We start from the raw sequence: 22666 nt of genomic DNA, 5'->3' as shown, positions 1-22666 counted from the left end.
CAAGCGACTCAGAGCTTGGAAGTTCCTCATAGTCAGATCCAGTGTGTCTACTCTAAGCCTGGCGCATCAACCAGTGATGAGTCTGAGTTGATCTACTGGCACCTGAATGTGCTTTACAGCATGGCAAATGAACACTTTATTGCAGAGAGTGAGTTTACCGAGCGCTACACTAGCGAGATCTATACACATAGTCCTGAGTATCTTCTTGATATCGGACCACATTACTATCGTCAGCGTTCTGAAGTTGAAGCGTTGGGAATGAAGGTTGGTGAATGTAATCTACAAAAGATTTATTACTTCAGCGCGCCAACAGAAGAATCGTACTTATCCGATATTGCATCATGTCCAGTGTATAAAACAGATGGAGAACTGTCTGGTAGTATTACAGTGGAAGTTAATCACACACCGGCTAACTTTGGTTATAGTGAGCGACTTGTTAAATCTAACGCTATTTAATCGTGTGAAGATTTGAGTAGATTTTTATATTAACAATCTGACTCAAATTCATTTGATTACTCTAAATAGGGTTTTTAAAAATCGTATTTTAGACCAACTTGTGGCATGAATTCGCCTAAGTCGGCACCTTGAGCTTTAAGTTTTCGATAGCCGAGCGCTGCTTCAAAAGCCCAATTACTGCCGAATTTCGTATCTGAAATGGCATACGTTTCGTACAAGTCGATGTCCTGACCGCTCTCTTCAAGCTTACTAATGCTACCTAAAACTTTCAGCGTCCAATTCTCACTCATATGAATGAATGAGCCTAGCTCTAAACCATAACCATCCGCGGTGTAGCTCGCATCAGATATGTCAGGTGGTGTTATACCATTTGTGCCAGGAGTAAAGCTTCCGGTTGTACCTTTGTAGCTTTGTTTAAATGATGTCTTGTTTACTTTTATATAAGGTGAATAAGAGCCTAATTCGAAGTAGTAGCCAATGCCGAAATCTTGCTTAGTTGTTGAAGCATAGGTTGTTGTTGAAAAATGTTGGCTTTGAAAGCTAGGGCCATCAAATGAGCTATAGCTGATGTTGTAGTCAGCAAAGATATGGTCGTAGAAATTCCAAGATAAACGACCGTACCCACCAAGGCTACTTTCTGCATGCCCAATTACTGAGTCAGATAGGCCATCATCAATGCCATATTGAGCACCAAATGAGATAGAAGAGAAGTCATTCGCAGCAGCAGGTAAAGACGTTAACGCAGCAAGTAAAATTAAGTGTTTCTTCATGTGTAACTTCATTATTTGTAAAAAGTTGCGGCATTGTAATTACTTTATTTAATCTGTCTGTTGCGCAAACTAACATTCTGAAAATGATATGTAACAATTGTTTCCCTGTGGTGAATAATGTTGCTTATTGTTGGTTATGAAATCTATTCACCATTTTGATACACCACATCGCCACGCAGTACTGTCATCAGCACTTGAGTCTTGGCGATACCTCTTGCTGACAAGGTGGTGATATCTTTATTTAGAATGGCGAAATCTGCAGACTTTCCAACTTCAATTGTACCCGTAATATCATCAATTCCTAGGCTTTTAGCTGCGTTGAGGGTGTAAGCGTCGATGGCTGTGTAGATATCGGTTAGACCGGTTTTTCCCATGATCAAGCTATTCGCAATGCCAACCAGTGGGTTGATGTCGTGTACATTCCAGTCACTGCTTAACGTGATATTGGCGTCGGTTTTGAGGATTGCGTCGAGGTTCATCATGGCTTTCGCACGCCTAGCACCTAAGAAGGCATTAGCCCATTCGTGATCATGTTGCGCGATGTAGTCTGATCCAACTTGGAAATCTGCGGTTACGCCGAGTTGTTTAAATCGTGGAACATCCTCATCATTGATCAATTCAACATGAGTTAGCGTGTATGGCTTTTGCGAACCTTGCTTACGTACGTTCTCGATGGCATCTAAAGATTCTCGAACTGCGCCGTCACCAATGGCATGTATGTGGGCACTAAACCCGATTTTTTCTAGGGCCGTTAACCACTGTTTCATCTGTGCTGGTGGAATGTAGTTCAAGCCGTTAGGAGAGTTTGGTAAGTAAGTATCTAAGTACGGAGCGAGCGTTTTTGCCGTGCCATTGATAAAAATACCATCGCTGTACATTTTCACCTGGTCGACCAGCAATAGACGACTTTTGTCATCGGAATACATCTTCTCAAACACTTCCAATTGAGAAGGCATTGCCATAGAAGGGTAAACCCAAGGGCGCAATGAGACGCGCGCGGTGAGGTCTTGGTTTTGCTCGGCTTCTAGCCAAACATCATACCAACCGCGTTTCCAATACATTCTACCGTCACCTATGGTGGTGATACCGTGCGCGGCCGCTTCTTCAAGGCCGTACATTAAGCCTTGGTAACTTTGTTCGAAGAGTTCGCTTTGACTGTTCCACGCCATTTCCATGACTTGGTCACCGGCGTTGTCCAGTAAGATGCCATTGAGCTTACCGTTTGTAGGATCCTTTAAATATGCGCCGCCTTGTGGGTCTGGTGATTGGGGACTAATTCGGGCGATTTTTAGCGCTTTGGAGTTAACCCACATTGAATGTGAAGTCTGCTCCATGATCACGACTGGTCGATCGGGGAAGACACTGTCGATGATCTCAAGTGGTGTGTGCTCTGAATCACTGTTGATTGTGGATTCCAAAGAAAACCCATACCCCATTAACCATCCTTTGCCGTTTGAATCAGCATTGATTTTGCAGGCTTCTAAGTCGGGGATTTGTTCTTCAAGTGTTGCTTCTGAATCCAGCTCGCAAGTGCCACCCAGCTCCGAGGCGGCTTCAAAAACATGGCTGTGGTTGTCAATGAAACCCGGCAGAACAAAAGCATTCCCTAAGTCGATAACGTCGGTATCCTGCCCTTGAAATGTTTTGGCTTGTTCGAGATCGCCAATAAAAATGATCTTGCCATTATGGGTAACGATAGAGTCTGACTCTCGATGCCCGTATATATCGGCATTAGTGAAAATTTGGTCAGCCGCTTGGCTTTGCACTGCTGATTTAGCTTGTGCGAGAGCTAAATCAGCACCTAACATTGTGATTAAAGCGGCTAGTGCAGTGCGTGGCAGAGTAAGCTTGTTGTTCATTATTGTGTCTTCTATGTTCCACTGTTTAATAAGTATAGAAAGCGAGTGGTCAGTGTGAAACTTTACATGAATGACGAACAAAAGCCGGGATTACCCCGCGTATTGTGGCTTTGGTATGCCTTTCATCATGGTTATTGTTTCAAACTTTTAAGCAAATCATTCTTGTACTCGGTGTACGAGTGATAGCCATAAAGTTTCCACGTGTGGTCACCTTTAATATTGTGGCTGTAGGTGATTTCTCCGATCCACTGCTGACGTGTGGCATGAATCATATCGCGTATTTTTAATAATAAAGTGTTCATAGTTGCTCTCCTGATTAAGTTCACCTGCAGTATATTTAGCGGAGAAAGTTGGATGAGTACCGTTAGCGCAATGTCCAATACTTTTCAGTCAAAGTGCTCACTTAAATGGTTTGATGGGTATACTTTCAGTATTGGAGGGTCACAGAGTGTCGTAATGAAAGGTTACTTAGAAAAGGTGCCGCAAAGGATTGGTGCGTCATGGCGTTACAAGAAAATCGTTGAAGGCAGCAAGAGTTACGGTTGGCATCGACATGAAGAATATGAGATAGCGATTCATCGTCACTTCTCGGGGCATAGCTTTGTCGGCCACCACCAAAGCGATGTGTTCCATAACCATATGATTTTGGTTGGCCCAGATTTGCCTCATGCCATTTATTCGGAAGAGAGCAGTGATGACTCACGTATTTGCGAAACCCATGTAATTTGGTTTCGTAAAGATTGGATTGAGCCGTTGATCGCATGCTGTCGTGAACTTGAACCGTTACGTACACTACTAGAAGACTCAAAGAAAGGGTTGCAGTTTTCTCCTAATACCGCAGAGAGGGCAACACAACTGCTAGCTAAGGTGATGGATCAGCCTCCTCATCAACAGCTACTGACTCTATTCTCTCTGTTTGCTCTGCTGATTGATGACCAAGAAGTCGTGCAGTTAATTAACCCAACTTTTAACTCGGTTGAAGAAGACGAAGTCAGCGACAAACTAGATAAGGTCGAAGCCTTTCTGATGAATCATTTTATTCATGATATTTCAGTAAATGACTTAGCTAGTCATTTGTATGTTAGTGAAAGCAGCGTCAGGCGTCTTTTTCAAAAGCACTACAACGAGAGCTTCAGTCAGCGGTTGAAGAAAATTAGATTAAATGTGGCGTGTGATTTACTGCTAAATACAGCTCTGCCTGTGAATCTGATCATGGAAAAAGTCGGTTATGACAACCAAGCTAACTTCAATCGCCAGTTCAAATCTTATAAGCAGGTGACTCCGACTCAATATCGAGAGTCAATGAAGCGGCTTTGATTTATTCATCAACGAAACGATGTCCATAAACGTCTGAATAATTTAATGTTATATGAACCATGCTAATGGGGTTCACGTATTAACAAGGGCGTAAGTTAAGACTCAAATGACTTACTCGTATTACGATTAAAACAAGTCGAGGTTAGGATGAAGAAAATACTATTGCTGCTGAGTGTGATTTTATTGGGTGGATGTGTTGGCATGCCAGAAACCGTCAAGCCAGTTCAGCAGTTTGAATTGGATAGATACTTAGGAAAATGGTACGAAGTGGCTCGTTTAGACCACTCGTTTGAACGCGGCTTAAGTAATGTGAGCGCTGAATACAGCCTACGCGACGATGGCGGCGTGAAAGTGATTAACCGCGGCTATTCGGCTGAAGAGGGCGAATGGAATGAGGCTGAAGGCAAAGCGTACTTTGTTGAAGGTAGCGACCAAGGTTACTTAAAGGTGTCGTTCTTCGGTCCGTTTTATGGTGCCTATGTGGTGTTTGAATTGGAAGAGGAAGGATACCAATACGCGTTCGTCTCTGGGCCAGACACTGATTACTTATGGCTACTAGCGAGAACGCCTGAAGTCGCACCAGAAGTGATGGAGAAGTTTAAAGCGATGTCGAAAGAGCGTGGTTTTAATACCGATGAGCTGATCATTGTGGAACATACCCAATAAACCGATAGCTATTATTGGTGAGAGTGACTTATAAACGCTAAGGCACAGAGGATGAATTTCTCTGTGCCTTTTTCATTTTTTCAAAGATAGAGCGACAACTAGCGAGGCTGGTTTCCATTCAAGAAAAGTGCAACGCATTCGCGCGTGTAGCTGAGTCTTTCTTCATCGGATTCACCGCTATCATGACCGAAGAACGACCAATAGGCTGACTTACCATGAAACATCAGCAGCAGTTGACGAGCTGCAATGATCGGTGAGCTAGACGTCGACAGAGTAAGATCACCAGAATCTATTTTCGATTGCAGGTAATCGGCGAGTAATTTTGTCGTTTTTTGAGGACCGCTTTCTAAATAGATAGAGGCGATCTCTGGGTGAGTATTGGATTGACTGACCGCGTTCTGAAAGGTTTGTCGTGACTGTTCATCCAGCAATAAATCCTGAAATTTCACACCAAACTTCACCAATTCTTCTTCCAAAGTGGCGTCCATATCAAAGGCTGAATGGCTCAGTTCACGCTCGGCACATTTGGTTTGCATGCAGGTTTCAAAAAGTACGTCTTTATTTTTAAAGTGAGAGTAGACCGTTTGCTTGGAAACATTCGCTGCTTTGGCTATTTGATCCATGTTGATCTTGAAGCCATGTTCAGAGAAAAGCTTACTTGCTGCGGTTAAGATCTGCGATCTCTTCTGTTCACTCTTGATGATTTTCGTCACGTGCTTATTTCTCGCTACCTAGTGCTAACTCGTTGTGCGCTAGCATTATGCTTTTTGTGATGGTTTTATCAATCACTAACGATGAAACTTATTTTTAACATAATCAAACTAGACAGTCTAGTTTGGTTTGGTTAGTCTAAAAAAAGAACATAATTGAGTACCGCATAGGAACAGTGAGTATGTATAAATTGATGAAGGGAAGCGCAGTAGCCGTGGCGTTGTCGACTCTTCTTGTTGGGTGTGGTGAAAGCACACAAGCAGAGACAACCTCCGATGCAGCGAGCACTGCTGAATCGAACAGTGCTAGCTCTACAGTGTTAACGGTAGAAACTGTCGCTCTAGAGCGTTCTCCATCATACGAAGTACAACGTGAATATGTCGGTGTGGTAAAAGCAGGCCAACAGGCGAATCTCGGCTTTGAATTGGCGGGGAAAGTTAACGAGATTCTGGTGGATGTCGGTGACACAGTCACAGAAGGTCAGCCGTTAATCAAGTTAGATACTCAGCTGTTGAAGACTGAATCGAGCCAATTGAAAGCGCAAGCTGAAGAAGTGAAAGCGCAATTGAGCCTGGTTGCTGCGAACTTAAAGCGTCAACGTTCACTTAAAGCAAAAGGCTTCAGTGCCGAAGCAGAAATCGATTCGTTAACCAGTGAACAACGTGTATTACAAGCGAACTTGCTACGCATTGACGCTTCGGTAAAAGGTAACGATCTCAAGCTAGTGAAGTCGACGATTCTTGCTCCTTATTCAGGCACCATCGCCACTCGGTTTGTCTCGCTCGGCGATGTGGTCAATGTCGGTAATCCAACGCTCACTCTATTGGCATCGGAAGGCAAAGAAGCCTTTATTGGTATTCCTGCCCACCAAATGCAAAAGGTCACCTCACTCTCTGCTCCTAGTATCCGAGTTGGACGTAACGATTATGCAGTAGAGCTATTGAATCCGGGCGCGATGGTCGACACTCAGTCTCGCAGTGTTGGATTACGCTACCTATTTCCCGAGCCATCTTCGGTATTGGAAGGGCAACTGGCCTACCTTCAATTTGATGAACAGGTTGAGGAGCAAGGCTACTGGGTCCCTTTAACTGGATTGATTGATGGCTTGCGCGGTGTGTGGAATATCTTTGTGATTGGCGATGGTAACAAGGTTGAACGTAGAAGTGTTCAGGTGCTGTTTGCCAATAATCAACAAGCTTACGTGAGTGGTGCGATTGAGGATGGTGAGCAGGTTATTGCGAGTGGTTTGCATCGCTTGGTTCCAGGTCAAACTGTGAAGCCAGCTAGCGTTACTGCTGAATAGGAAATAGTATGAAAATCATAGAGACTATTTCCAATACCCGATTACTGATCTTAATGACCGCGCTGCTGATGGTAAGTGGCATTTCAGCCTTCATGACGCTGCCGCGCGCAGAAGATCCGGTGATCATCAACCGTTATGCGAACATCACGACGAGTTTTCCAGGCGCCAGTGCCGAACGAGTGGAAACTTTGGTTACAGAGGTTATCGAGAATAAGCTTCGTGAGCTGAGTGAAGTTAAACTGGTGAGATCAACCTCAAGGCCGAGCGTGTCTATCGTGACGCTTGAGCTTGATGACACTATCACCGAGCCCGAACCCGTTTGGTCGCAAGCACGTGACAAGCTGTCTGATATCGAATCCATTTTACCTGCGGGTGCCCATTCTCCCGATCTCGACAGTGAGCATACCTATGCTTTCACTACCATTGCTTCTTTGACTTGGTCTGGTGCTGATGAGCCTGACCGCTTAACACTAGGGCGTTATGCCAAAGAGTTAGCCAAGCGATTAAGAACCCTTTCGGGCACTGAGTTCGTTGATGAATACGGGATGCCTCAAGAAGAAATCCAGATAAGTCTGCGAACTGCTGATGCTGCAGCGCTTGGTCGCTCTAGTTCAAACATCGCAGAGTCGCTAGAAGGGGCAGATGCTAAGAACTCAGCAGGTGAACTGGTTAGCGCGTATTCTCGATTTGGTTTAGAGATTGAATCGGAACTCGATTCGATTGAACGTATTAAGCAAGTCCCTATCGCGACGGATAGCAATGGTCACATCATCCGCATGGAAGACATTGCTTCGGTAAAGCGTGGTGAGAAAACCCCACAAGATCAGATTGCCATTATTGATGGTGAACCGGGTGTGATCGTCGCGGCGCGAATGCACCCTGATCTTCGGGTTGATAGCTGGACTTCACGTGCTAATGCGTTGATCGACAAGTTTCAACAAGAGCTGCCAAGTAATATCGATGTCACCGTGCTGTTCAATCAGCAGGGCTATACCGAAAGTCGCCTAGATGATTTAGGTAAAAGCTTGATGATCGGTTTCGGTTTGATCTTGATTGTATTGTTCGTGACCTTGGGTGTCCGTGCGGCAATATTAGTGGCTATTTCGCTGCCACTCACTTCACTGCTTACGCTATCGATCATGAAAATGACTGGTGTGCCAATCAACCAGATGTCAGTCACGGGCTTGATTGTTGCGCTCGGGATCATGGTCGATAACGCAGTGGTGATGGTTGATACGATTCAGGCGTATCGATTGAAAGGGCAACACAGGGCAGAAGCAACCATGAATGCGCTGAAGCACTTGTGGGTTCCCTTACTTGGCTCAACCTTGACTACGGTTCTGGCGTTTGCACCGATTATTTTGATGCCGGGTGCATCCGGTGAATTTGTTGGTGGTATTGCGATTACCGTTTCTTTCTCATTAATCGGTTCTTACATTATCTCGCACACCTTAATTGCTGGCTTAGCGACAAGGTTACTGCCGAAACAATTGAGTGATGTGGACAAGAAGGGGCAACATCACTGGTACATGACGGGCTTAAGAGTTCCTGCTCTAACACGTTGGTTCTCATCTTCTGTCCGTTTTGGTGTCACACATCCAATCATCACTATTGTGTTGGTATTGTTGGTGCCGTTTACTGGCTACTGGAGCATGTCTCAACTGACTGAGCAATTCTTTCCGCCATCAGACAGAGACATGTTTGAGATTCAGGTTTACATGCCGCCGCAAGCCAGTATTTATGCGACGAAAAATACCTCGGAAAAAATAGACGACATTATTCATCGCTATCCAGAAGTGGAGCGTATTGATTGGCTAGTGGGCGCTAACTTCCCATCTTTCTATTACAACTTGCAGGCAAGGCAAAACAACGCTCCGTACTTCTCGCAAGCTATGGTCAAAACTGAAAACTTTACTCAGGCGAATGCGTTGATTCCTGAGTTGCAAAAGGTGTTGGATGAAGAGGTACCGGAAGCACAAATCTTGGTACGTAAGCTTAACCAAGGTCCTCCCTTTACTGCGCCAGTTGAGCTGCGTGTTTATGGTGAAAACCTCGATACTTTGAAAGCGATTGGTGAAGATGTTCGATTGATCTTAGCGGGTGTTCCTCATGTAACTCACACGCGAGAAACCTTGCAGCCGGGTACACCTAAGGTGTGGTTGAAGGTTGATGAAGACACGGCAAAACTCAACGGCATTTCACTGAATCAGTTTGCTGGCATGTTGCAAAACACCTTGACTGGTCGCGAAAGTGGCTCTGTGATTGAAGGCAGTGAGTCAGTACCGATTCGTGTTCGTGTTGCGGATGAAGCGCGTGAAAACCTAGTGCATTTAAGCAATATCCGTTTGCCAATCAGTTCTGAGGTCTACTCGACGGGCATTAATGTTTCGACTTTGGCTGAGCTTGAACTGACCACCAGTCGTGGTGCGATTACTCGTCGTAACGGGCAGCGTGTTAACACCATAGAGGGCTATATTGAAGCGGGCGTCTTGCCGCAAACCGTGCTCAATGAGTTCCAACACCGATTGGAAAGTTACGAAATTCCATCGGGCTACAGCATCGAGTTTGGCGGAGAGTCGGCAGAGCGCGATCATTCGGTAAATAGTCTTATCTCGAATGTTGCCGTTGTGGTTGTGTTGATGGTGTTAGTTGTTGTGATGTCGTTTAACTCGTTTAGGCTAAGTAGCATCATCTTTATGGTAGCGGCACTGGCTGGTGGGCTAGGGTTGCTATCGGTGTGGATCTTCGGCTATCCATTTGGTTTTACGGTGATCATAGCGATGCTTGGAATCGCCGGGCTAGCGATTAATGCAGCCATCGTTATTTTGACGGAGTTGAAACTGGATGAACAAGCCTCATCAGGCAATGTCGATGCGGTCGTAGAGGCGGTGATGTCGTGTACTCGTCATATCAGCTCAACTACGATTACAACCGTTGGCGGTTTTATGCCGTTGATTATTGCTGGTGGTGGCTTTTGGCCTCCGTTCGCGGTCGCGATTGTTGGCGGTACGGTATTAACCACACTTATCTCATTCTATTTCGTGCCCGTGGTTTATCACCTGATGACTAAAAAACAGCGCAAAACCGTGGCACCACAAGCTGCATAATTGACAAATCAGCGCCCTTATTTTCCTCGAAGTGGGAGAGTAAGGGCGTGCTTGTCTCTGTATTTTGACGGCAAAACGACTCCTTTTACTCGGCTTTGGCTTGATTAACCTTCTATTTCGATACCCATCATCGTGATGAAATGAAGCTTATTATTCATATTGGTAATGAATGCTTCGTGCTAACAATTTTATTTATGAATACCATTAAACTTGTATGTGAATTCATAAGTTTGAACTTGATCACGCTTTGTTTAATTCGCGATTTCTAATGTAGTTCATCGCTGTGGTGGTCGTTGACTACCTGTCTCTTCGTCCATTGTTTCTTTGCGATTCCTTTTCACAATTAGCTTTGCTGATGTAGCACGCTTATCTCGTGCACCTTTCTCTCGACTCATTTCAGCCATTCTACTTTCATAATTGGAAGGTTAGTTTTCAAGTTTGCTGGGTGAGCTTTCAATTCCAACTCCCCATAATGCTCCGAATGTAACAATGTATTTCAAAGTGTAACAATTAAGTCATAATTTTTGTGTGGTTTTAACCGTGCGGTAATGTTTTCACCAAGCAAAATTAGACTCAATTCGGCTTCCCTTTGAGATGCAGCGTTTCACATGCTCAACACATAAATATTCTAATGACCATGATAACCAGTACTCGGACGTTCGATTTGAGACTGGATAACCATCGAGAAAGTTAATGGAAGCTTCAAGATATAAACGCATTTTATCGAGAGCAAACCTGTCGAGGATTGGTTTGGTGGCAACTGCCCTGATGCTCGAAGGATGCAACTCCGCATTGCTCGACCCTAAAGGTAGTGTTGGCGTTCAGGAAAAAGAGCTGATTATTACTGCTTTACTCCTGATGCTGATTGTCGTTATCCCTGTGATCCTAATGACGGTCTACTTTGCTTATAGATACCGCGAAACCAATACCACGGAAGAGTATGCACCTGACTGGGCGCACTCGACCAAGATTGAAATCGTTGTATGGACGATTCCAATCATCATTATTGCGATTCTTGCGACCATCACTTGGCGTTCAACACACGAACTGGAGCCATCTAAGCCTCTAGAAAGTGATGTACAGCCAATGGTGATTGAAGTGGTATCGCTGGACTGGAAATGGCTGTTTATCTACCCGGAACAACACATTGCAACGGTTAACTACGTGGCATTCCCGAAAGATGTTCCTGTTACGTTTAGGCTGACTTCAGACAACATCATGAACGCGTTCTTTATCCCGCGTCTTGGTTCGCAGATCTACGCGATGCCGGGAATGGTGACCAAGTTGAACTTGATTGCAAACCACGAAGGTGACTTCAAAGGTTTTGCGTCGAACTACAGTGGCGAAGGTTTCTCTCAGATGAAATTCACAGCATCAGCACTGCCTGATCAAGTGGCATTTTTAAACTGGGTGGAGACGGTGAAGGCAAGCCCTGATCGCATTGAAGATTGGGAGCAGTTCCGTTCACTGGCTGCGCCAAGTGTCGCTGAACCTGTGACGCTGTTTTCTAGTGTCCCACCATTTTTGTTCACTGATGTTGTGACCCAGCACCCTGGTTCAATGAACTGTTTGCCGGAAAACCAAGGATAATCGTAATGTTTGGAAGATTAACTCTAGAGTCCATTCCCTACCACGAACCTATTATCGTCGTGACACTTGCGGTGATTGCGCTGGTTGGTTTGGCTGTTGTTGCTGCGGTAACGAAAGCTGGGAAATGGCAATACTTATGGAATGAATGGTTTACTTCAGTAGACCACAAAAAACTGGGCTTCATGTACATTGCCGTTGCAATGATCATGTTGATTCGTGGTTTTGCCGATGCGGTAATGATGCGCAGTCAGCAGTTGTTATCAGCGGCAGGCGAGAGCGGTTACTTACCACCGCATCACTATGATCAGATCTTCACCGCTCATGGTGTGATCATGATTTTCTTTGTGGCGATGCCGCTGGTTATTGGCTTGATGAACATCATCGTGCCGCTACAAATTGGTGCTCGTGATGTTGCGTTCCCTTACCTAAACAACCTGAGTTTCTGGCTGTTCGTCGTGGGCGTGATCCTAACCAATATGTCACTAGGCCTTGGTGAATTCGGCCGTACAGGTTGGCTAGCTTATCCGCCACTGTCTGGTATTGAGGCAAGCCCTGGAGTCGGGGTCGATTATTGGATATGGGCGCTGCAAATATCTGGTGTCGGTACAACGCTAACGGGTGTGAACTTCTTCGCGACCATTCTGCGCATGCGTACTCCGTCTATGCCAATGATGAAGATGCCTGTGTTCACGTGGGCGTCTCTGTGTGCCAACATTCTGATCATCATCTCTTTCCCGATCTTAACGGTAACTATCGCGCTACTGACGCTGGATAGATACATCGGCACGCACTTCTTCACCAATGATCTTGGTGGCAACGTGATGATGTATGTGAACCTGATTTGGGCATGGGGACACCCAGAGGTGTACATCCTAATCTTGCCTATCTTCGGTGTGTTCTCTGAAGTGACAGCAACGTTCGCACGTAAAAAGCTATTTGGTTACACCTCACTGGTTTGGGCAACGGTTGCAATCACTATCCTTGCGTTTGTCGTTTGGCTACACCACTTCTTCACCATGGGCTCTGGCGCGAATGTGAATGCCTTCTTTGGTATCGCAACCATGATTATCTCTATCCCGACCGGGGTTAAGATTTTCAACTGGCTGTTCACCATGTACAAAGGCCGCATCCGTTTCACAACACCTATGCTGTGGACTGTTGGTTTCCTTATCACTTTCACCGTTGGTGGTATGACGGGCGTATTAATGGCAGTACCGGGTGCAGACTTCATTCTGCATAACTCAGTATTCCTAATTGCTCACTTCCATAACGTGATCATCGGTGGCGTAGTATTCGGTTGTTTTGCGGCAATTGGCTACTGGTTCCCGAAAGCGACTGGTTTCACTCTGAACGAAGTTTGGGGTAAACGTGCTTTCTACTGCTGGATCATCGGTTTCTTGATGGCGTTCTTACCGCTTTACGCTCTTGGTTTCATGGGCATGACGCGTCGTTTGAGCCAAGATATTAACCCTGAATTCTTACCTCTACTGGCGGTTGCGGCTGCAGGTACTGGTGTGATTGCGATGGGTGTTGTGTGTCAGTTTGTTCAGTTCTTCGTGAGTGTTCGTGACCGTGACCAAAACCGCGATCTTACTGGTGACCCGTGGGGCGGACGTACTTTTGAATGGGCAACGTCTTCACCACCGCCGTTCTACAACTTTGCAAAACTGCCAAAAGGCGATGAGCTAGATGCGTTCTGGTATCAAAAGCAAAGCGGTGAGTTCGATCCAACTCAGGAAGAAGAATACGAACGTATTCATATGCCGAAGAACACACCGACAGGTATTTATGTATCTGCATGGTCGTTGGTATTTGGTTTCGCAATGATCTGGTACATCTGGTGGCTAGCGGCGGCAAGCCTAGTTGGTATTGTCGTGACGTGTATTCAACACAGCTACAACGACGATGTTGACTACTACGTGGAAGTAGAAGAGATCAAAGCGATTGAAGCGGCTCGACGTGCACAGTTAGCAGAAGCGAAAAAACAGTCGGTGGGTGAGAACAGCGCTGACGGTGATAACAACACAAATAAAGATGATTTGGAGACGACGTATGCAAGCTAATACTCCGTCACACACTTACGATCTTGCACACTCGCATGATCATCACCATGACTCAGCGGGCAACAAGCTGTTTGGCTTCTGGGTTTACTTGATGAGTGACTGTGTGCTGTTTGCCACGCTTTTCGCGACTTATGCCGTGTTAGAAAGTGGCTCTATTGCAGGGCCAACGGGCAAAGACATCTTCGAACTACCTTTCGTGTTTGTGGAAACCATGATGCTGCTGTTCAGTAGTATCACTTTCGGTTTTGGCATGATAGCAATGAAACGCCAAAATGTTGCTGGTCTGAAAAAGTGGCTAAAAGTAACGTTTCTACTGGGGTTAGCCTTTATCTGTATGGAAGTGTATGAATTCCATCACTTGATTGCTGAAGGTTATGGTCCTCAAGAGAGTGCGTTCCTATCTGCGTTCTTTACCTTGGTAGGTACACACGGTCTTCACGTGACGTTTGGTCTTATTTGGATGGCAGTGGCGTATCACCAGCTTTCAACCAAAGGCTTAAACGACAACATGTCGATGCGCTTTCAGTGCTTGAGCTTGTTCTGGCACTTCCTAGATATCGTTTGGATTTGTGTATTTACCATCGTGTACTTAATGGGGGTGATGTAATGGAACAGCATCTAGACAGTGGCGCAAAAGATTACGTGATTGGCTTTGTTGCATCACTGATTCTGACCATTATTCCGTTCTATGTTGTGTGGGCGCATGCGCTTCCAAGTACTGAGACTTACGTCGTTCTGTTTGGCTGTGCGCTAGTGCAGATCTTTGTACACTTTAAGTACTTCCTACATATGGAAGTGAAGACAACCGATGGTCAGTGGAACTTAGTATCACTGATGTTTACTGCCATTGTTGTATTGATCCTTATCGCTGGCTCGGTGTGGATCATCTACAACATGAACGTCAACATGAAGTTGTAGGCTAGGGTATGCTGAAAAGTTATTTGTCTATTACCAAACCGGGCATCATTTTCGGCAACCTGATTTCTGTTGCGGCGGGGTTTTTCCTTGCCGCAAAGACAGAACCAGCCAGTGCGATGTTGTTACTGACAACATTGGCGGGTGTGGGGCTTGTGATTGCATCAGGTTGTGTGGTGAATAACATTTTTGATCGCGATATTGATCAAAAAATGAAACGCACTCAGAACCGAGAGTTGGTTCAGGGCAACATCAATACTGACGTCGCATTCATCTATGCGTTAGTCATGTTGCTGGCTGGTACGGCTTTATTGTTCCAATACGTTAATCCAATGTCTGCGGTGGTGGTGTTGCTTGGCTACGTGTTTTACGTCTTTTTCTACACCATGTGGTACAAGCGTAATTCGGTGTATGGCACGCTCGTAGGCAGTATCTCTGGTGCGGTACCGCCATTAGTTGGTTACCTTGGCGTGACAAACTACTTGAGTATCGAAGCGGTACTGCTGTTTATCATGTTCTGCTTATGGCAGATGCCGCACTCGTATGCGATTGCGATGTTCCGCATTCAAGACTACCGAGATGCAGGTATCCCTGTACTCCCGGTAAAAGAGGGTGTCGATAAGGCTCACAAACATATGAAAGCGTACGTGGTTGCTTTTGGCGCGGTTGCTCTTGGGCTGTTCTTGCTCGGAGAAGCGGGGTACGAATACCTAGCGGTGTCGGCAGCAGTATGCTTTATATGGACCAAGGTGACATTCCGTAAGGTGGATTGCGCCAACTACATCCAATGGTCAAAGACGGTCTTTAAAGTCTCTTTGCTGGTGGTGATGAGCATCAGTGGTGTGCTCGGTCTCGAACTGATCCCACTGCCATTTTTGTAGCACAGCACTAATAAAATACCCCGCATCAGCGGGGTATTTTTTTATTCTTAACAGGTTATTTTTTTACCAAGCACCTAGGTAAGACTTGTAAGATTGTAGGCGAACTGTTGCTGCGCCAATCACGTCAATGAAGCCCCAGAAAGGATGCGGCTTCTCCGCTGAAATCCAAGCTGCGCCAGCGGCACCGATAGGAATGTTGTAGCCTTCTGGTTCAAAGATTTCTAGCACTACCGTACGACCTAAACCATTGCTGTTTTGAGCGACGTGCTGACCAACACTTTGTGGGCCTTGCAGTGGTGAAATACTTGATTCACCAGTACCTGCCGTAAAGCTGTGTACTTTGGCACGGAACACGTGACCCGGATATGCATCGACAAAGAATTCCGCAAAATCGCCCACTTGCACGTAACCGTAAGTCTGGTCTGAGATACGCATCTCTAAGAACTTTTTGCTGGTGTTGTACAGGTGCATGTTGCCCATGACAGAGCCTTCAGCAATGTTCACAATCGATACTTGCCCATCAAACTCTGCTCGCACTGTTTTCTTCTCTTGCGCCCAATTCACTTTCTGTAAATCGGCTTTCAGTGAAGCCAGTTCTGCGTGCATCACGCGAAGATCTGAGTGGTACTTTTCAACATCACGAGCATTGAAGATCTCAGGCGACGTTTCTGCACGCTCTAAATCACGCGTCATCTGTTTGATCTGCCCTCTTTCTGAACGATTGAAGATTCGATCTTCGCTTTGTCTGCTGCTGAGTCGATATCGACAAGTGTGTAGATCACGTCGCCTTTCTTTACCAATTGGTTGTGGTTAACGAACAATTCATCAATTTGCTGGCCGAAGATCGGTGACATTACTGCATGCGGCGCTTTTACCGTTGATGATTTGGTCATATCTACCGGAGCCCACAGGCGAGAAACAATTGCCAATAGGCCTAGAATTACCACGCCACCAATCGCAGCCTAAGTGTAGTTCTTAATTGTCTTCTTTAGTGCGCCAGTCGCAAACAGGGACCATACAATCAGAATGTATGGGATCATCATCTCTTTCATTATGCGGCCTCTTTTCCAGTTGCTGTCTGCTCAGACTTAGTTTCTTCTGCTTGTTCACTATCGGACTTTTGAAGCTTCGGTTGAATACCACGGCGAATGACATCACTGATCGATTGACCGATGTGTTTCCAGTTAGCGAGAGCAATGACTAGAGCGATAACCCAGAACGTCTTGTTAATGAATAAGCCACAAAGCGAGAGTGCAAATACAATCTGTACATGGGCACTTTTGTGCTCTTTCGCCTTGTGCACACCGAGCTCATGGATTTGCCACATACCGTAGATAGCAGCGAATACAACCGCGATAGTTACGGAGAACAAGTAACCGGAGAAGTACTCGCTTTGGAAGAAGTTCATCATCATTTCGTTCGGGTGGTTATTGAACTGAGAAAGGTCGATGTCTTTGGAGTGAATTGTACCCATAGGAGCAAGCGCCCAAGCACCAGCAAACATCAGGACCATAAATAGGCAGAATTTGACGAGAACCATCACGACGGCCCAAACTTTCTGCAGAACAATTTTAAGAATTTTCATATCTCAACCTAAATAATAAGGAGAGAGAAAGTGCAGTCTTGGTACAAGACTTTTAGATGACATCTGCAAGAGGTGTTGAATACCAGTGAGCGATACCGCGGACTGAAATCAAAAGTATTAGATGACAATTAAAAATCGCTTTGCCCAAAGAGACAACGCATTCTCGCGAAAACAATGCTAAAAACACCGAGCGAAATCATTCTTAAACTAGAGTCAACCATTGCGAAGTTCGGTTGTTACAGTAGCTTTTTGCGCCGTCGTCCATGGTGCTTGCAACACTGTTATCTTCACATTTTTAGGTTTTCTATATCGCTTAAGAATTGATTTGTTGGCGAAATAATAGGAAGTGTGAAGGGCGCTATCTACCCAGTATAACGATATTGAACTATCGTAATTACGATAGGTTGATAGGTCATTAAAACGGCAAATGGAATTATTTGAACGGGCTCAAAGTCGGCTTATAAAATATGTCTACTAAATTAGCCTGGATCATAGAATCGGTTATAAAAGTATCAATAATTCTGAAAAAAATATTGGATACTCCGAATAGTCTAGGGTGGGGTTTGAGTAGATTAAGCTATTCTGGCACTACGAATAGCGTTGGATTCCCAATCTGACGAATGTGGCAGCTATTCGTCACAGTAAGTTGTTCTTATATTTCTGCTCTTTACCGCATGATGCTTCATTATTTGTTTGGACAAATGAGCGATAATTAGCCGTTTTATTCTATCGGTTTTACGATAATATGATTCAATCTATCGCCTATTGAGTAAAGAATCATGAGCAACGACATTCCGAATTTTAACTTGTTAGCTGTATTTTCTGCGGTGATGGAGCTGGGCAGTCTGAGCAAAGCCGCCGATCACTTGAATACTAACCAATCGACAATAAGTACCTCCTTGGCGCGGTTAAAGAAGGAAGTTGATCAAGAGTTGTTTGTGCGCAAGGGGCGAGGAGTGATTCCCACTGCCTATTCACAAAGCCTGTACGAGCAGATCAAAGCGCCGATACAAGAACTCAACGGTGTTTTCCAAGGCATGGCAACGTTTGATGAAATGACAGCGGAGCGCAAGTTCGCGGTGTCGATTCCAGAGCACTTGCAATGGCTATTGTTGAATCGGTTCTTGGACTTACCAAACCAAGGACTCTCGTTAGAGGTGTATGATCAAGCGGACTCGGACGATCAAGTGCACGAAGATCTGTTAACGCAAAAGTTTGATGCGATGATCGATATTGTACTGCCAGAACACCCAAGCACGATGAGTGAGAAGCTATACGAGAGTGAGGTGGTGATTATTTGCAGAAACGGCCACCCTAGGATCAAAGGCGAGCTCACTCTCGATCAGTATTTGAGTGAGAAGCATGCCGTACTTGATCGAACGCGCCGACAAGTGAGAAGCCTCAATCACTACACATCACTGGATTTGTCTCAGAGAAAGATCATGATCCATGGCAGTTCTCTGTTCAGCAATTTATTACTGTGCAGTCAATCCGATTGCATTACAGTAGCCCCCCTTTCTATGGCGATTCAGTTCAAAGAGCGCCTCGATTTACAAATTTTCAAACCTCCGTTTGATTGTCAGCCTATTCCTCATCACCTGATCTGGCTAAAAAAACAGAATAATGATCCCGCACATAAGTGGCTCCGAGAGCAGGTTATTAATACGGTAGAAGAGATGTCAAAGGTGTTGAACAGCTGGAAGGCTTCATACTAGCGTTACTTGCTACTTTGATATTTTCTTAGACCAACTATTCATAACAAAAAATTATTACATTGAGAGGTTATGATAATTTCCTTTGTTTGTAGCCAACTCGTATATTGACCCCATCAGGTAAGTGGATGGTCTCCACTTCAATTATATCGGCCTGCGTCACTGGGCTAAAAAGGGTGAAATATGAAATTCCTACACACAATGATCCGAGTTGCTGATTTAGAAAAGTCTATTGAGTTCTACACCAAAGTTTTGGGTATGAAAGAACTTGAGCGCCACGTAAATAACGATTACCGCTACACCTTGGTTTTTGTTGGTTACGAGCAAGGTGGAACGACTATCGAGTTAACGCATAACTGGGATACCAATGAGTATGAAATGGGCAACGCATTTGGCCATTTAGCATTGGGTGTGGGAGATATTTACGCGGCATGTGACCAGATTAAGTCGCTAGGTGGCAACGTGACTCGCGAAGCCGGCCCGGTAAAAGGTGGTTCAACGCACATCGCATTTATTACTGACCCAGACGGCTACCAAATCGAACTGATTCAACTAGGTTAATCGAGGAAATGACAAGGACAAATGCACTATTTCAACCAATTCAACTTGGTAATATCGAGCTTAAAAACCGTATTGTTATGCCTCCGATGACACGTTCTCGTGCAACGTAACCTGGTAACTCAGCAAACGATATGATGGCGACTTACTACGCTCAACGTGCTACTGCAGGCCTGATTATTGCTGAAGGTACACAAATCTCACCAATGGGTCAGGGCTATGCTTGGACACCTGGTATCTATTCTGACGAGCAGATCGCTGGCTGGAAAAAGGTAACGGACGCAGTACATGAAAAAGACGGTGTAATCTTCGCGCAGCTTTGGCACGTAGGCCGCGTGACGCATCCAGATAACATTGGCGGTGAGCAACCTATTTCATCTTCTGCACTGAAAGCAGAAAATGTAAAAGTATTCATCGACAACGGTACTGATGAACCGGGTTTGGTAGACGTTGTTGAACCTCGTGAGATGACTAAAGAAGACATCAAACAGGTGGTTGAACAGTACCGTCAAGCGGCACTTAATGCGATTGATGCTGGCTTTGATGGTATTGAACTTCACGCGGCAAATGGCTACCTGATTAATCAGTTCATCGACTCAGAAGCAAACAACCGTACTGACGAATACGGTGGCTCTATTGAGAACCGCCTACGCTTCTTAGGTGAAGTGGTTGAAGCTATGGTTGAAGCGATTGGTGCTGAGCGTGTTGGTGTTCGTCTTGCACCGTTTACCTCATTGAATGGTACGGTTGATGCAACGCCAGTTGAAACGTACACAGCGGCAGCAGCGCTACTTAACCTATACAAGATTGTTTACTTACACATCGCAGAAGTTGACTGGGACGATGCACCTGAAACGCCAAAAGCGTTTAAAGCAGCTGTTCGTGAAGCTTATGATGGTGTACTGATTTACGCAGGTAAATACGACAGCGAGCGTGGTGAAAAAGCGGTGGCTGAAGGTGTAACGGACATGGTTGGTTTTGGTCGTCCATTCGTTGCTAACCCTGATTTACCAGCTCGTATTCAAAATGGTTACCCGCTAGCGGCGCACGATCCAAATACACTGTTTGGTGGTGCTGAAAAAGGCTTAACAGACTACCCAGCATACGCAGGCTAAAAACAGCTGCTTGAAGCAGAGTATTGAGATAGTATCTTGATCCTGTTGAATGTTTATAAAAAGCAACCTGGCAGAGTCGGGTTGCTTTATTCGTTATTGGACCGAATAAAATGATGAACGTGAAAGCGATGCGTGGGGAATTGTATCTCCTATTTGCCACCCTGTTAGCCGGGGTCGGATGGATTGCATCTAAGCTGGTGGTATTAGAAATGCCAGGACCAGTGTTCATTGGTGTGCGGTTTGTTGTGGCAAGCCTGATTCTACTTCCGTTTTGTATTCACCATATTCGCAAGCTCTCTTTTAAGCAGATTCTATCTCTTTGCGGAGTGGGTTTACTGCTATCGGCTTCATTACAGGTGTGGGTATTTGCGGTTTCGGTGACAGAGACTTTATCTGAAGGGGCATTTATCATGAGCCTCGCGATGATCATTGCGCCATTTGTCTCTTGGGTGCTATTTCGAGTCAAACCTAATCGCGCCTTTTGGATGTCATTTCCGATTGCGATAATTGGTATGTTGTTGCTCACCTTGACCAACGGTTGGCATGTCGAACAAAGTCAGCTCTATTTCTTATTGGCTTCTATGCTGCTGTCCATTCACTTTGTAATGAATAAGCGTGTGATCACCAATATTAAGCCTATCGCGTCAATCTGTGTGCAGCTATTTATTGTGGGTGTGAGCGGTTTAGCGTTCGCTTCAATGACGGCTCAACCTGAGTTCGAGATTACTAAAACCTTGGTTTTCTGGTTTATAGTTTCAGCGGTTGTGGCGACTTCTATTCGTTACTTATTGCAAACGGTCGGTCAGCATTCCGTGAACATGGAAGTGGCGGCATTGATCATGATTCTTGAGCCTGTGTGGACGCTGCTGTTAAGCGTGAGTGTGCTTGGTGAAAGTGTTGAGATACAGAAGCTGCTCGGTGGGGCGGTAATCATTGCTTCACTGTTTTGCTATATCAAATGGTCACGAAAATAAGAAAACCCTCGTCTAGGGCGAGGGTCTATTGGACTGCGTTATTCAGCGGTCGCTGCTGAGTTGGCTTTAAGCTAAATAGCCGCGACCATTTTCTTAAGCAAGCCGATTATTTGTTGCTGCTCATTAGTATCAAGCGCTTCCATCAGCTCTTTGTTTAATTTTATTGGGATAGGAATCAACACTTCTTCAAGTGCTTTTCCTTTTTCTGTTAGGTAGATTCTAAAAGAGCGTCGACTGTTTGGGTCCGCTCTCCGTTCGACTAACTCAAGTTTTTCTAACTTATCTAAGGTTCGTGTTGTTGTTGAGTTTTCTACTTTAGATTTTTCGGCAATATCACGCTGCGTAACGCCTTCTTCTTCCCACAAACACATCAAAGTTGGCCATAAAGCGATGGTTAGGCCATGCTTCTTTAGCTCAAGGTCGAAATCCTTGCTCGCTTTATTCGCGATCACATTGATCATCCATCCGAAACTATTTTGTCTATCAAACTCTTCTGGCATTGGTTAGTACCTAATTTTTATGACATAACAACTATTGTCATCGTAACTAATACCGATGCGATTAGCACCAACAATGCTTTGCTATTTGATGAAAAAGCTAATTGAATGCCACTTTCGAAACTTTCCACTGACGGGGGGTGGCTTTGTTTACCTGTGATCATGGCTAACACCAGTGGTTTTGAACGTAGCTTGTAAGTCATGATTGCCAATACGTGGAGAACGACGCAGACCACTAATATACGTGCTGCAATGCCGTGCACCACACCTGAAACTTCAAATACGCCATCGGTAAGAAGGGTTTCCGAGCCTGGGATCGCATCAAAGAAACCTGCAATAACAAGGCCCGTAATACATTGGATGAACAAGGTGGTGATCATACCGATGACCATCCAAGCCCCTAATGGGTTATGCCCTGGCTTTGGCTGGATTTTACCTCGTAAGTACTGGAATGCAGCGCGAGGAGAGCTAACAAATTGTGAGAAGCGGCTCGTGTCACTGCCAATGAATCCCCAAATCAATCGCCATAAAATTAGGTTCATCGCGGCTTTCCGGGGAAAGCCGCTTTTATCTTCAAGAAGAAGTAG

At 45.1% G+C, this 22666-nt stretch carries 20 protein-coding genes and 2 pseudogenes; 14 read left to right on the top strand and 8 right to left on the bottom strand.

What is annotated here, in order from left to right; translation table 11 throughout:
* Positions 1–15: 15 nt before the first annotated feature.
* Positions 16–456: a hypothetical protein gene (locus JC606_RS17785; RefSeq protein ID WP_233090461.1), complete on the top strand. Its 441-nt coding sequence runs from the start codon at positions 16–18 to the stop codon at positions 454–456.
* 74 nt (positions 457–530) lie between these two features.
* Here JC606_RS17785 and JC606_RS17780 read toward each other — a convergent pair whose 3' ends face one another.
* The 3 genes from JC606_RS17780 to JC606_RS17770 form a co-directional block, all read right to left on the bottom strand.
* A complete protein-coding gene (locus tag JC606_RS17780; RefSeq protein WP_171369100.1) occupies positions 531–1226 on the bottom strand; it encodes an outer membrane beta-barrel protein in 696 nt (231 codons plus the stop codon).
* A gap of 143 nt (positions 1227–1369) precedes the next feature.
* A complete protein-coding gene (locus JC606_RS17775; RefSeq protein ID WP_198779079.1) occupies positions 1370–3085 on the bottom strand; it encodes an amidohydrolase in 1716 nt (571 codons plus the stop codon).
* A gap of 131 nt (positions 3086–3216) precedes the next feature.
* Positions 3217–3387, bottom strand: coding sequence for a hypothetical protein (locus JC606_RS17770; protein ID WP_198779078.1), 171 nt, complete (start codon positions 3385–3387; stop codon positions 3217–3219).
* A 52-nt stretch (positions 3388–3439) separates the two neighbouring features.
* Between JC606_RS17770 and JC606_RS17765 the strand changes: the two genes are divergently transcribed.
* Positions 3440–4402 (top strand): helix-turn-helix domain-containing protein, encoded by a 963-nt coding sequence (locus JC606_RS17765; RefSeq protein WP_137406977.1) that lies wholly within the window; start codon positions 3440–3442, stop codon positions 4400–4402.
* A gap of 147 nt (positions 4403–4549) precedes the next feature.
* Positions 4550–5068, top strand: coding sequence for a lipocalin family protein (locus JC606_RS17760; RefSeq protein WP_137406976.1), 519 nt, complete (start codon positions 4550–4552; stop codon positions 5066–5068).
* A gap of 98 nt (positions 5069–5166) precedes the next feature.
* Here JC606_RS17760 and JC606_RS17755 read toward each other — a convergent pair whose 3' ends face one another.
* Positions 5167–5781 (bottom strand): TetR/AcrR family transcriptional regulator, encoded by a 615-nt coding sequence (locus JC606_RS17755; RefSeq protein ID WP_137406975.1) that lies wholly within the window; start codon positions 5779–5781, stop codon positions 5167–5169.
* Positions 5782–5960: 179 nt separating this feature from the next.
* On the opposite strand from JC606_RS17755, the gene JC606_RS17750 reads away from it, so the two are divergent.
* From JC606_RS17750 to cyoE, 7 genes are all read left to right on the top strand, one after another.
* The gene (locus JC606_RS17750) at positions 5961–7082 is read left to right on the top strand and encodes an efflux RND transporter periplasmic adaptor subunit (RefSeq protein ID WP_198779077.1); all 1122 of its coding nucleotides are present in this window, start codon (positions 5961–5963) and stop codon (positions 7080–7082) included.
* 8 nt (positions 7083–7090) lie between these two features.
* Complete coding sequence (locus JC606_RS17745) at positions 7091–10189, top strand: efflux RND transporter permease subunit (RefSeq protein ID WP_137406973.1); 3099 nt, start codon at positions 7091–7093, stop codon at positions 10187–10189.
* 693 nt (positions 10190–10882) lie between these two features.
* Entirely contained in the window at positions 10883–11779 is an 897-nt protein-coding gene (gene cyoA / locus JC606_RS17740) for a ubiquinol oxidase subunit II (protein WP_008221709.1), read from the top strand.
* Positions 11780–11784: 5 nt separating this feature from the next.
* Entirely contained in the window at positions 11785–13842 is a 2058-nt protein-coding gene (gene cyoB, locus JC606_RS17735; RefSeq protein WP_102424600.1) for a cytochrome o ubiquinol oxidase subunit I, read from the top strand.
* The gene (gene cyoC / locus JC606_RS17730) at positions 13832–14449 is read left to right on the top strand and encodes a cytochrome o ubiquinol oxidase subunit III (RefSeq protein WP_105024590.1); all 618 of its coding nucleotides are present in this window, start codon (positions 13832–13834) and stop codon (positions 14447–14449) included. Before cyoB ends, cyoC begins: the two co-directional genes overlap by 11 nt.
* Positions 14449–14760 (top strand): cytochrome o ubiquinol oxidase subunit IV, encoded by a 312-nt coding sequence (gene cyoD, locus JC606_RS17725; RefSeq protein ID WP_004740018.1) that lies wholly within the window; start codon positions 14449–14451, stop codon positions 14758–14760. The genes cyoC and cyoD overlap by 1 nt, the downstream gene beginning before the upstream one ends.
* Before the next feature lie 8 nt (positions 14761–14768).
* A complete protein-coding gene (cyoE, locus tag JC606_RS17720) occupies positions 14769–15638 on the top strand; it encodes a heme o synthase (protein ID WP_137406971.1) in 870 nt (289 codons plus the stop codon).
* 63 nt (positions 15639–15701) lie between these two features.
* On the opposite strand, the pseudogene JC606_RS17715 reads toward cyoE, so the two are convergent.
* Positions 15702–16690 (bottom strand): annotated as a pseudogene (locus JC606_RS17715) (efflux RND transporter periplasmic adaptor subunit).
* Positions 16690–17223, bottom strand: a complete 534-nt coding sequence (locus tag JC606_RS17710; RefSeq protein WP_137406970.1) for a magnesium transporter — start codon at positions 17221–17223, stop codon at positions 16690–16692. Before JC606_RS17710 ends, JC606_RS17715 begins: the two are co-directional and overlap by 1 nt.
* Before the next feature lie 779 nt (positions 17224–18002).
* Here JC606_RS17710 and JC606_RS17705 point away from each other — a divergent pair.
* From JC606_RS17705 to JC606_RS17690, 4 genes and pseudogenes are all read left to right on the top strand, one after another.
* Positions 18003–18938: a LysR family transcriptional regulator gene (locus JC606_RS17705; protein ID WP_198779076.1), complete on the top strand. Its 936-nt coding sequence runs from the start codon at positions 18003–18005 to the stop codon at positions 18936–18938.
* A gap of 180 nt (positions 18939–19118) precedes the next feature.
* Positions 19119–19496, top strand: coding sequence for a lactoylglutathione lyase (gene gloA, locus JC606_RS17700; RefSeq protein WP_137406968.1), 378 nt, complete (start codon positions 19119–19121; stop codon positions 19494–19496).
* Positions 19497–19504: 8 nt separating this feature from the next.
* Positions 19505–20608 (top strand): annotated as a pseudogene (locus JC606_RS17695) (alkene reductase).
* Positions 20609–20718: 110 nt separating this feature from the next.
* Positions 20719–21582: a DMT family transporter gene (locus JC606_RS17690; protein ID WP_198779075.1), complete on the top strand. Its 864-nt coding sequence runs from the start codon at positions 20719–20721 to the stop codon at positions 21580–21582.
* Between the two features lie 71 nt (positions 21583–21653).
* On the opposite strand, the gene JC606_RS17685 is transcribed toward JC606_RS17690, so the two are convergent.
* Together JC606_RS17685 and JC606_RS17680 are read right to left on the bottom strand one after the other, a co-directional pair.
* Positions 21654–22082 carry a MarR family winged helix-turn-helix transcriptional regulator gene (locus tag JC606_RS17685; protein WP_137406966.1) on the bottom strand — a complete coding sequence of 143 codons (429 nt, stop codon included), beginning with the start codon at positions 22080–22082 and terminating at the stop codon, positions 21654–21656.
* Positions 22083–22099: 17 nt separating this feature from the next.
* The coding region (locus JC606_RS17680; protein ID WP_198779074.1) for a cytochrome b/b6 domain-containing protein at positions 22100–22666 on the bottom strand (567 nt) is incomplete at its 5' end.

The sequence above is a fragment of the Vibrio sp. IB15 genome (assembly GCF_016406055.1).
Taxonomy (GTDB): Bacteria; Pseudomonadota; Gammaproteobacteria; order Enterobacterales; family Vibrionaceae; genus Vibrio; species Vibrio chagasii.
Note: the sequence above shows the minus strand (reverse complement) of the source record. Positions and strands in the feature narration are given on the sequence as shown.

Bases quoted from the DNA above. Each gene is read 5' to 3' on its own strand.
- JC606_RS17780 (WP_171369100.1), bottom strand. From the start codon at position 1,226: ATGAAGAAACACTTAATTTTACTTGCTGCGTTAACGTCTTTACCTGCT.
- JC606_RS17775 (WP_198779079.1), bottom strand. From the start codon at position 3,085: ATGAACAACAAGCTTACTCTGCCACGCACTGCACTAGCCGCTTTAATC.
- JC606_RS17770 (WP_198779078.1), bottom strand. From the start codon at position 3,387: ATGAACACTTTATTATTAAAAATACGCGATATGATTCATGCCACACGT.
- JC606_RS17765 (WP_137406977.1), top strand. From the start codon at position 3,440: ATGAGTACCGTTAGCGCAATGTCCAATACTTTTCAGTCAAAGTGCTCA.
- JC606_RS17760 (WP_137406976.1), top strand. From the start codon at position 4,550: ATGAAGAAAATACTATTGCTGCTGAGTGTGATTTTATTGGGTGGATGT.
- JC606_RS17750 (WP_198779077.1), top strand. From the start codon at position 5,961: ATGTATAAATTGATGAAGGGAAGCGCAGTAGCCGTGGCGTTGTCGACT.
- JC606_RS17745 (WP_137406973.1), top strand. From the start codon at position 7,091: ATGAAAATCATAGAGACTATTTCCAATACCCGATTACTGATCTTAATG.
- cyoA (WP_008221709.1), top strand. From the start codon at position 10,883: ATGGAAGCTTCAAGATATAAACGCATTTTATCGAGAGCAAACCTGTCG.
- cyoB (WP_102424600.1), top strand. From the start codon at position 11,785: ATGTTTGGAAGATTAACTCTAGAGTCCATTCCCTACCACGAACCTATT.
- cyoC (WP_105024590.1), top strand. From the start codon at position 13,832: ATGCAAGCTAATACTCCGTCACACACTTACGATCTTGCACACTCGCAT.
- cyoD (WP_004740018.1), top strand. From the start codon at position 14,449: ATGGAACAGCATCTAGACAGTGGCGCAAAAGATTACGTGATTGGCTTT.
- cyoE (WP_137406971.1), top strand. From the start codon at position 14,769: ATGCTGAAAAGTTATTTGTCTATTACCAAACCGGGCATCATTTTCGGC.
- JC606_RS17710 (WP_137406970.1), bottom strand. From the start codon at position 17,223: ATGAAAATTCTTAAAATTGTTCTGCAGAAAGTTTGGGCCGTCGTGATG.
- JC606_RS17705 (WP_198779076.1), top strand. From the start codon at position 18,003: ATGAGCAACGACATTCCGAATTTTAACTTGTTAGCTGTATTTTCTGCG.
- gloA (WP_137406968.1), top strand. From the start codon at position 19,119: ATGAAATTCCTACACACAATGATCCGAGTTGCTGATTTAGAAAAGTCT.
- JC606_RS17690 (WP_198779075.1), top strand. From the start codon at position 20,719: ATGATGAACGTGAAAGCGATGCGTGGGGAATTGTATCTCCTATTTGCC.
- JC606_RS17685 (WP_137406966.1), bottom strand. From the start codon at position 22,082: ATGCCAGAAGAGTTTGATAGACAAAATAGTTTCGGATGGATGATCAAT.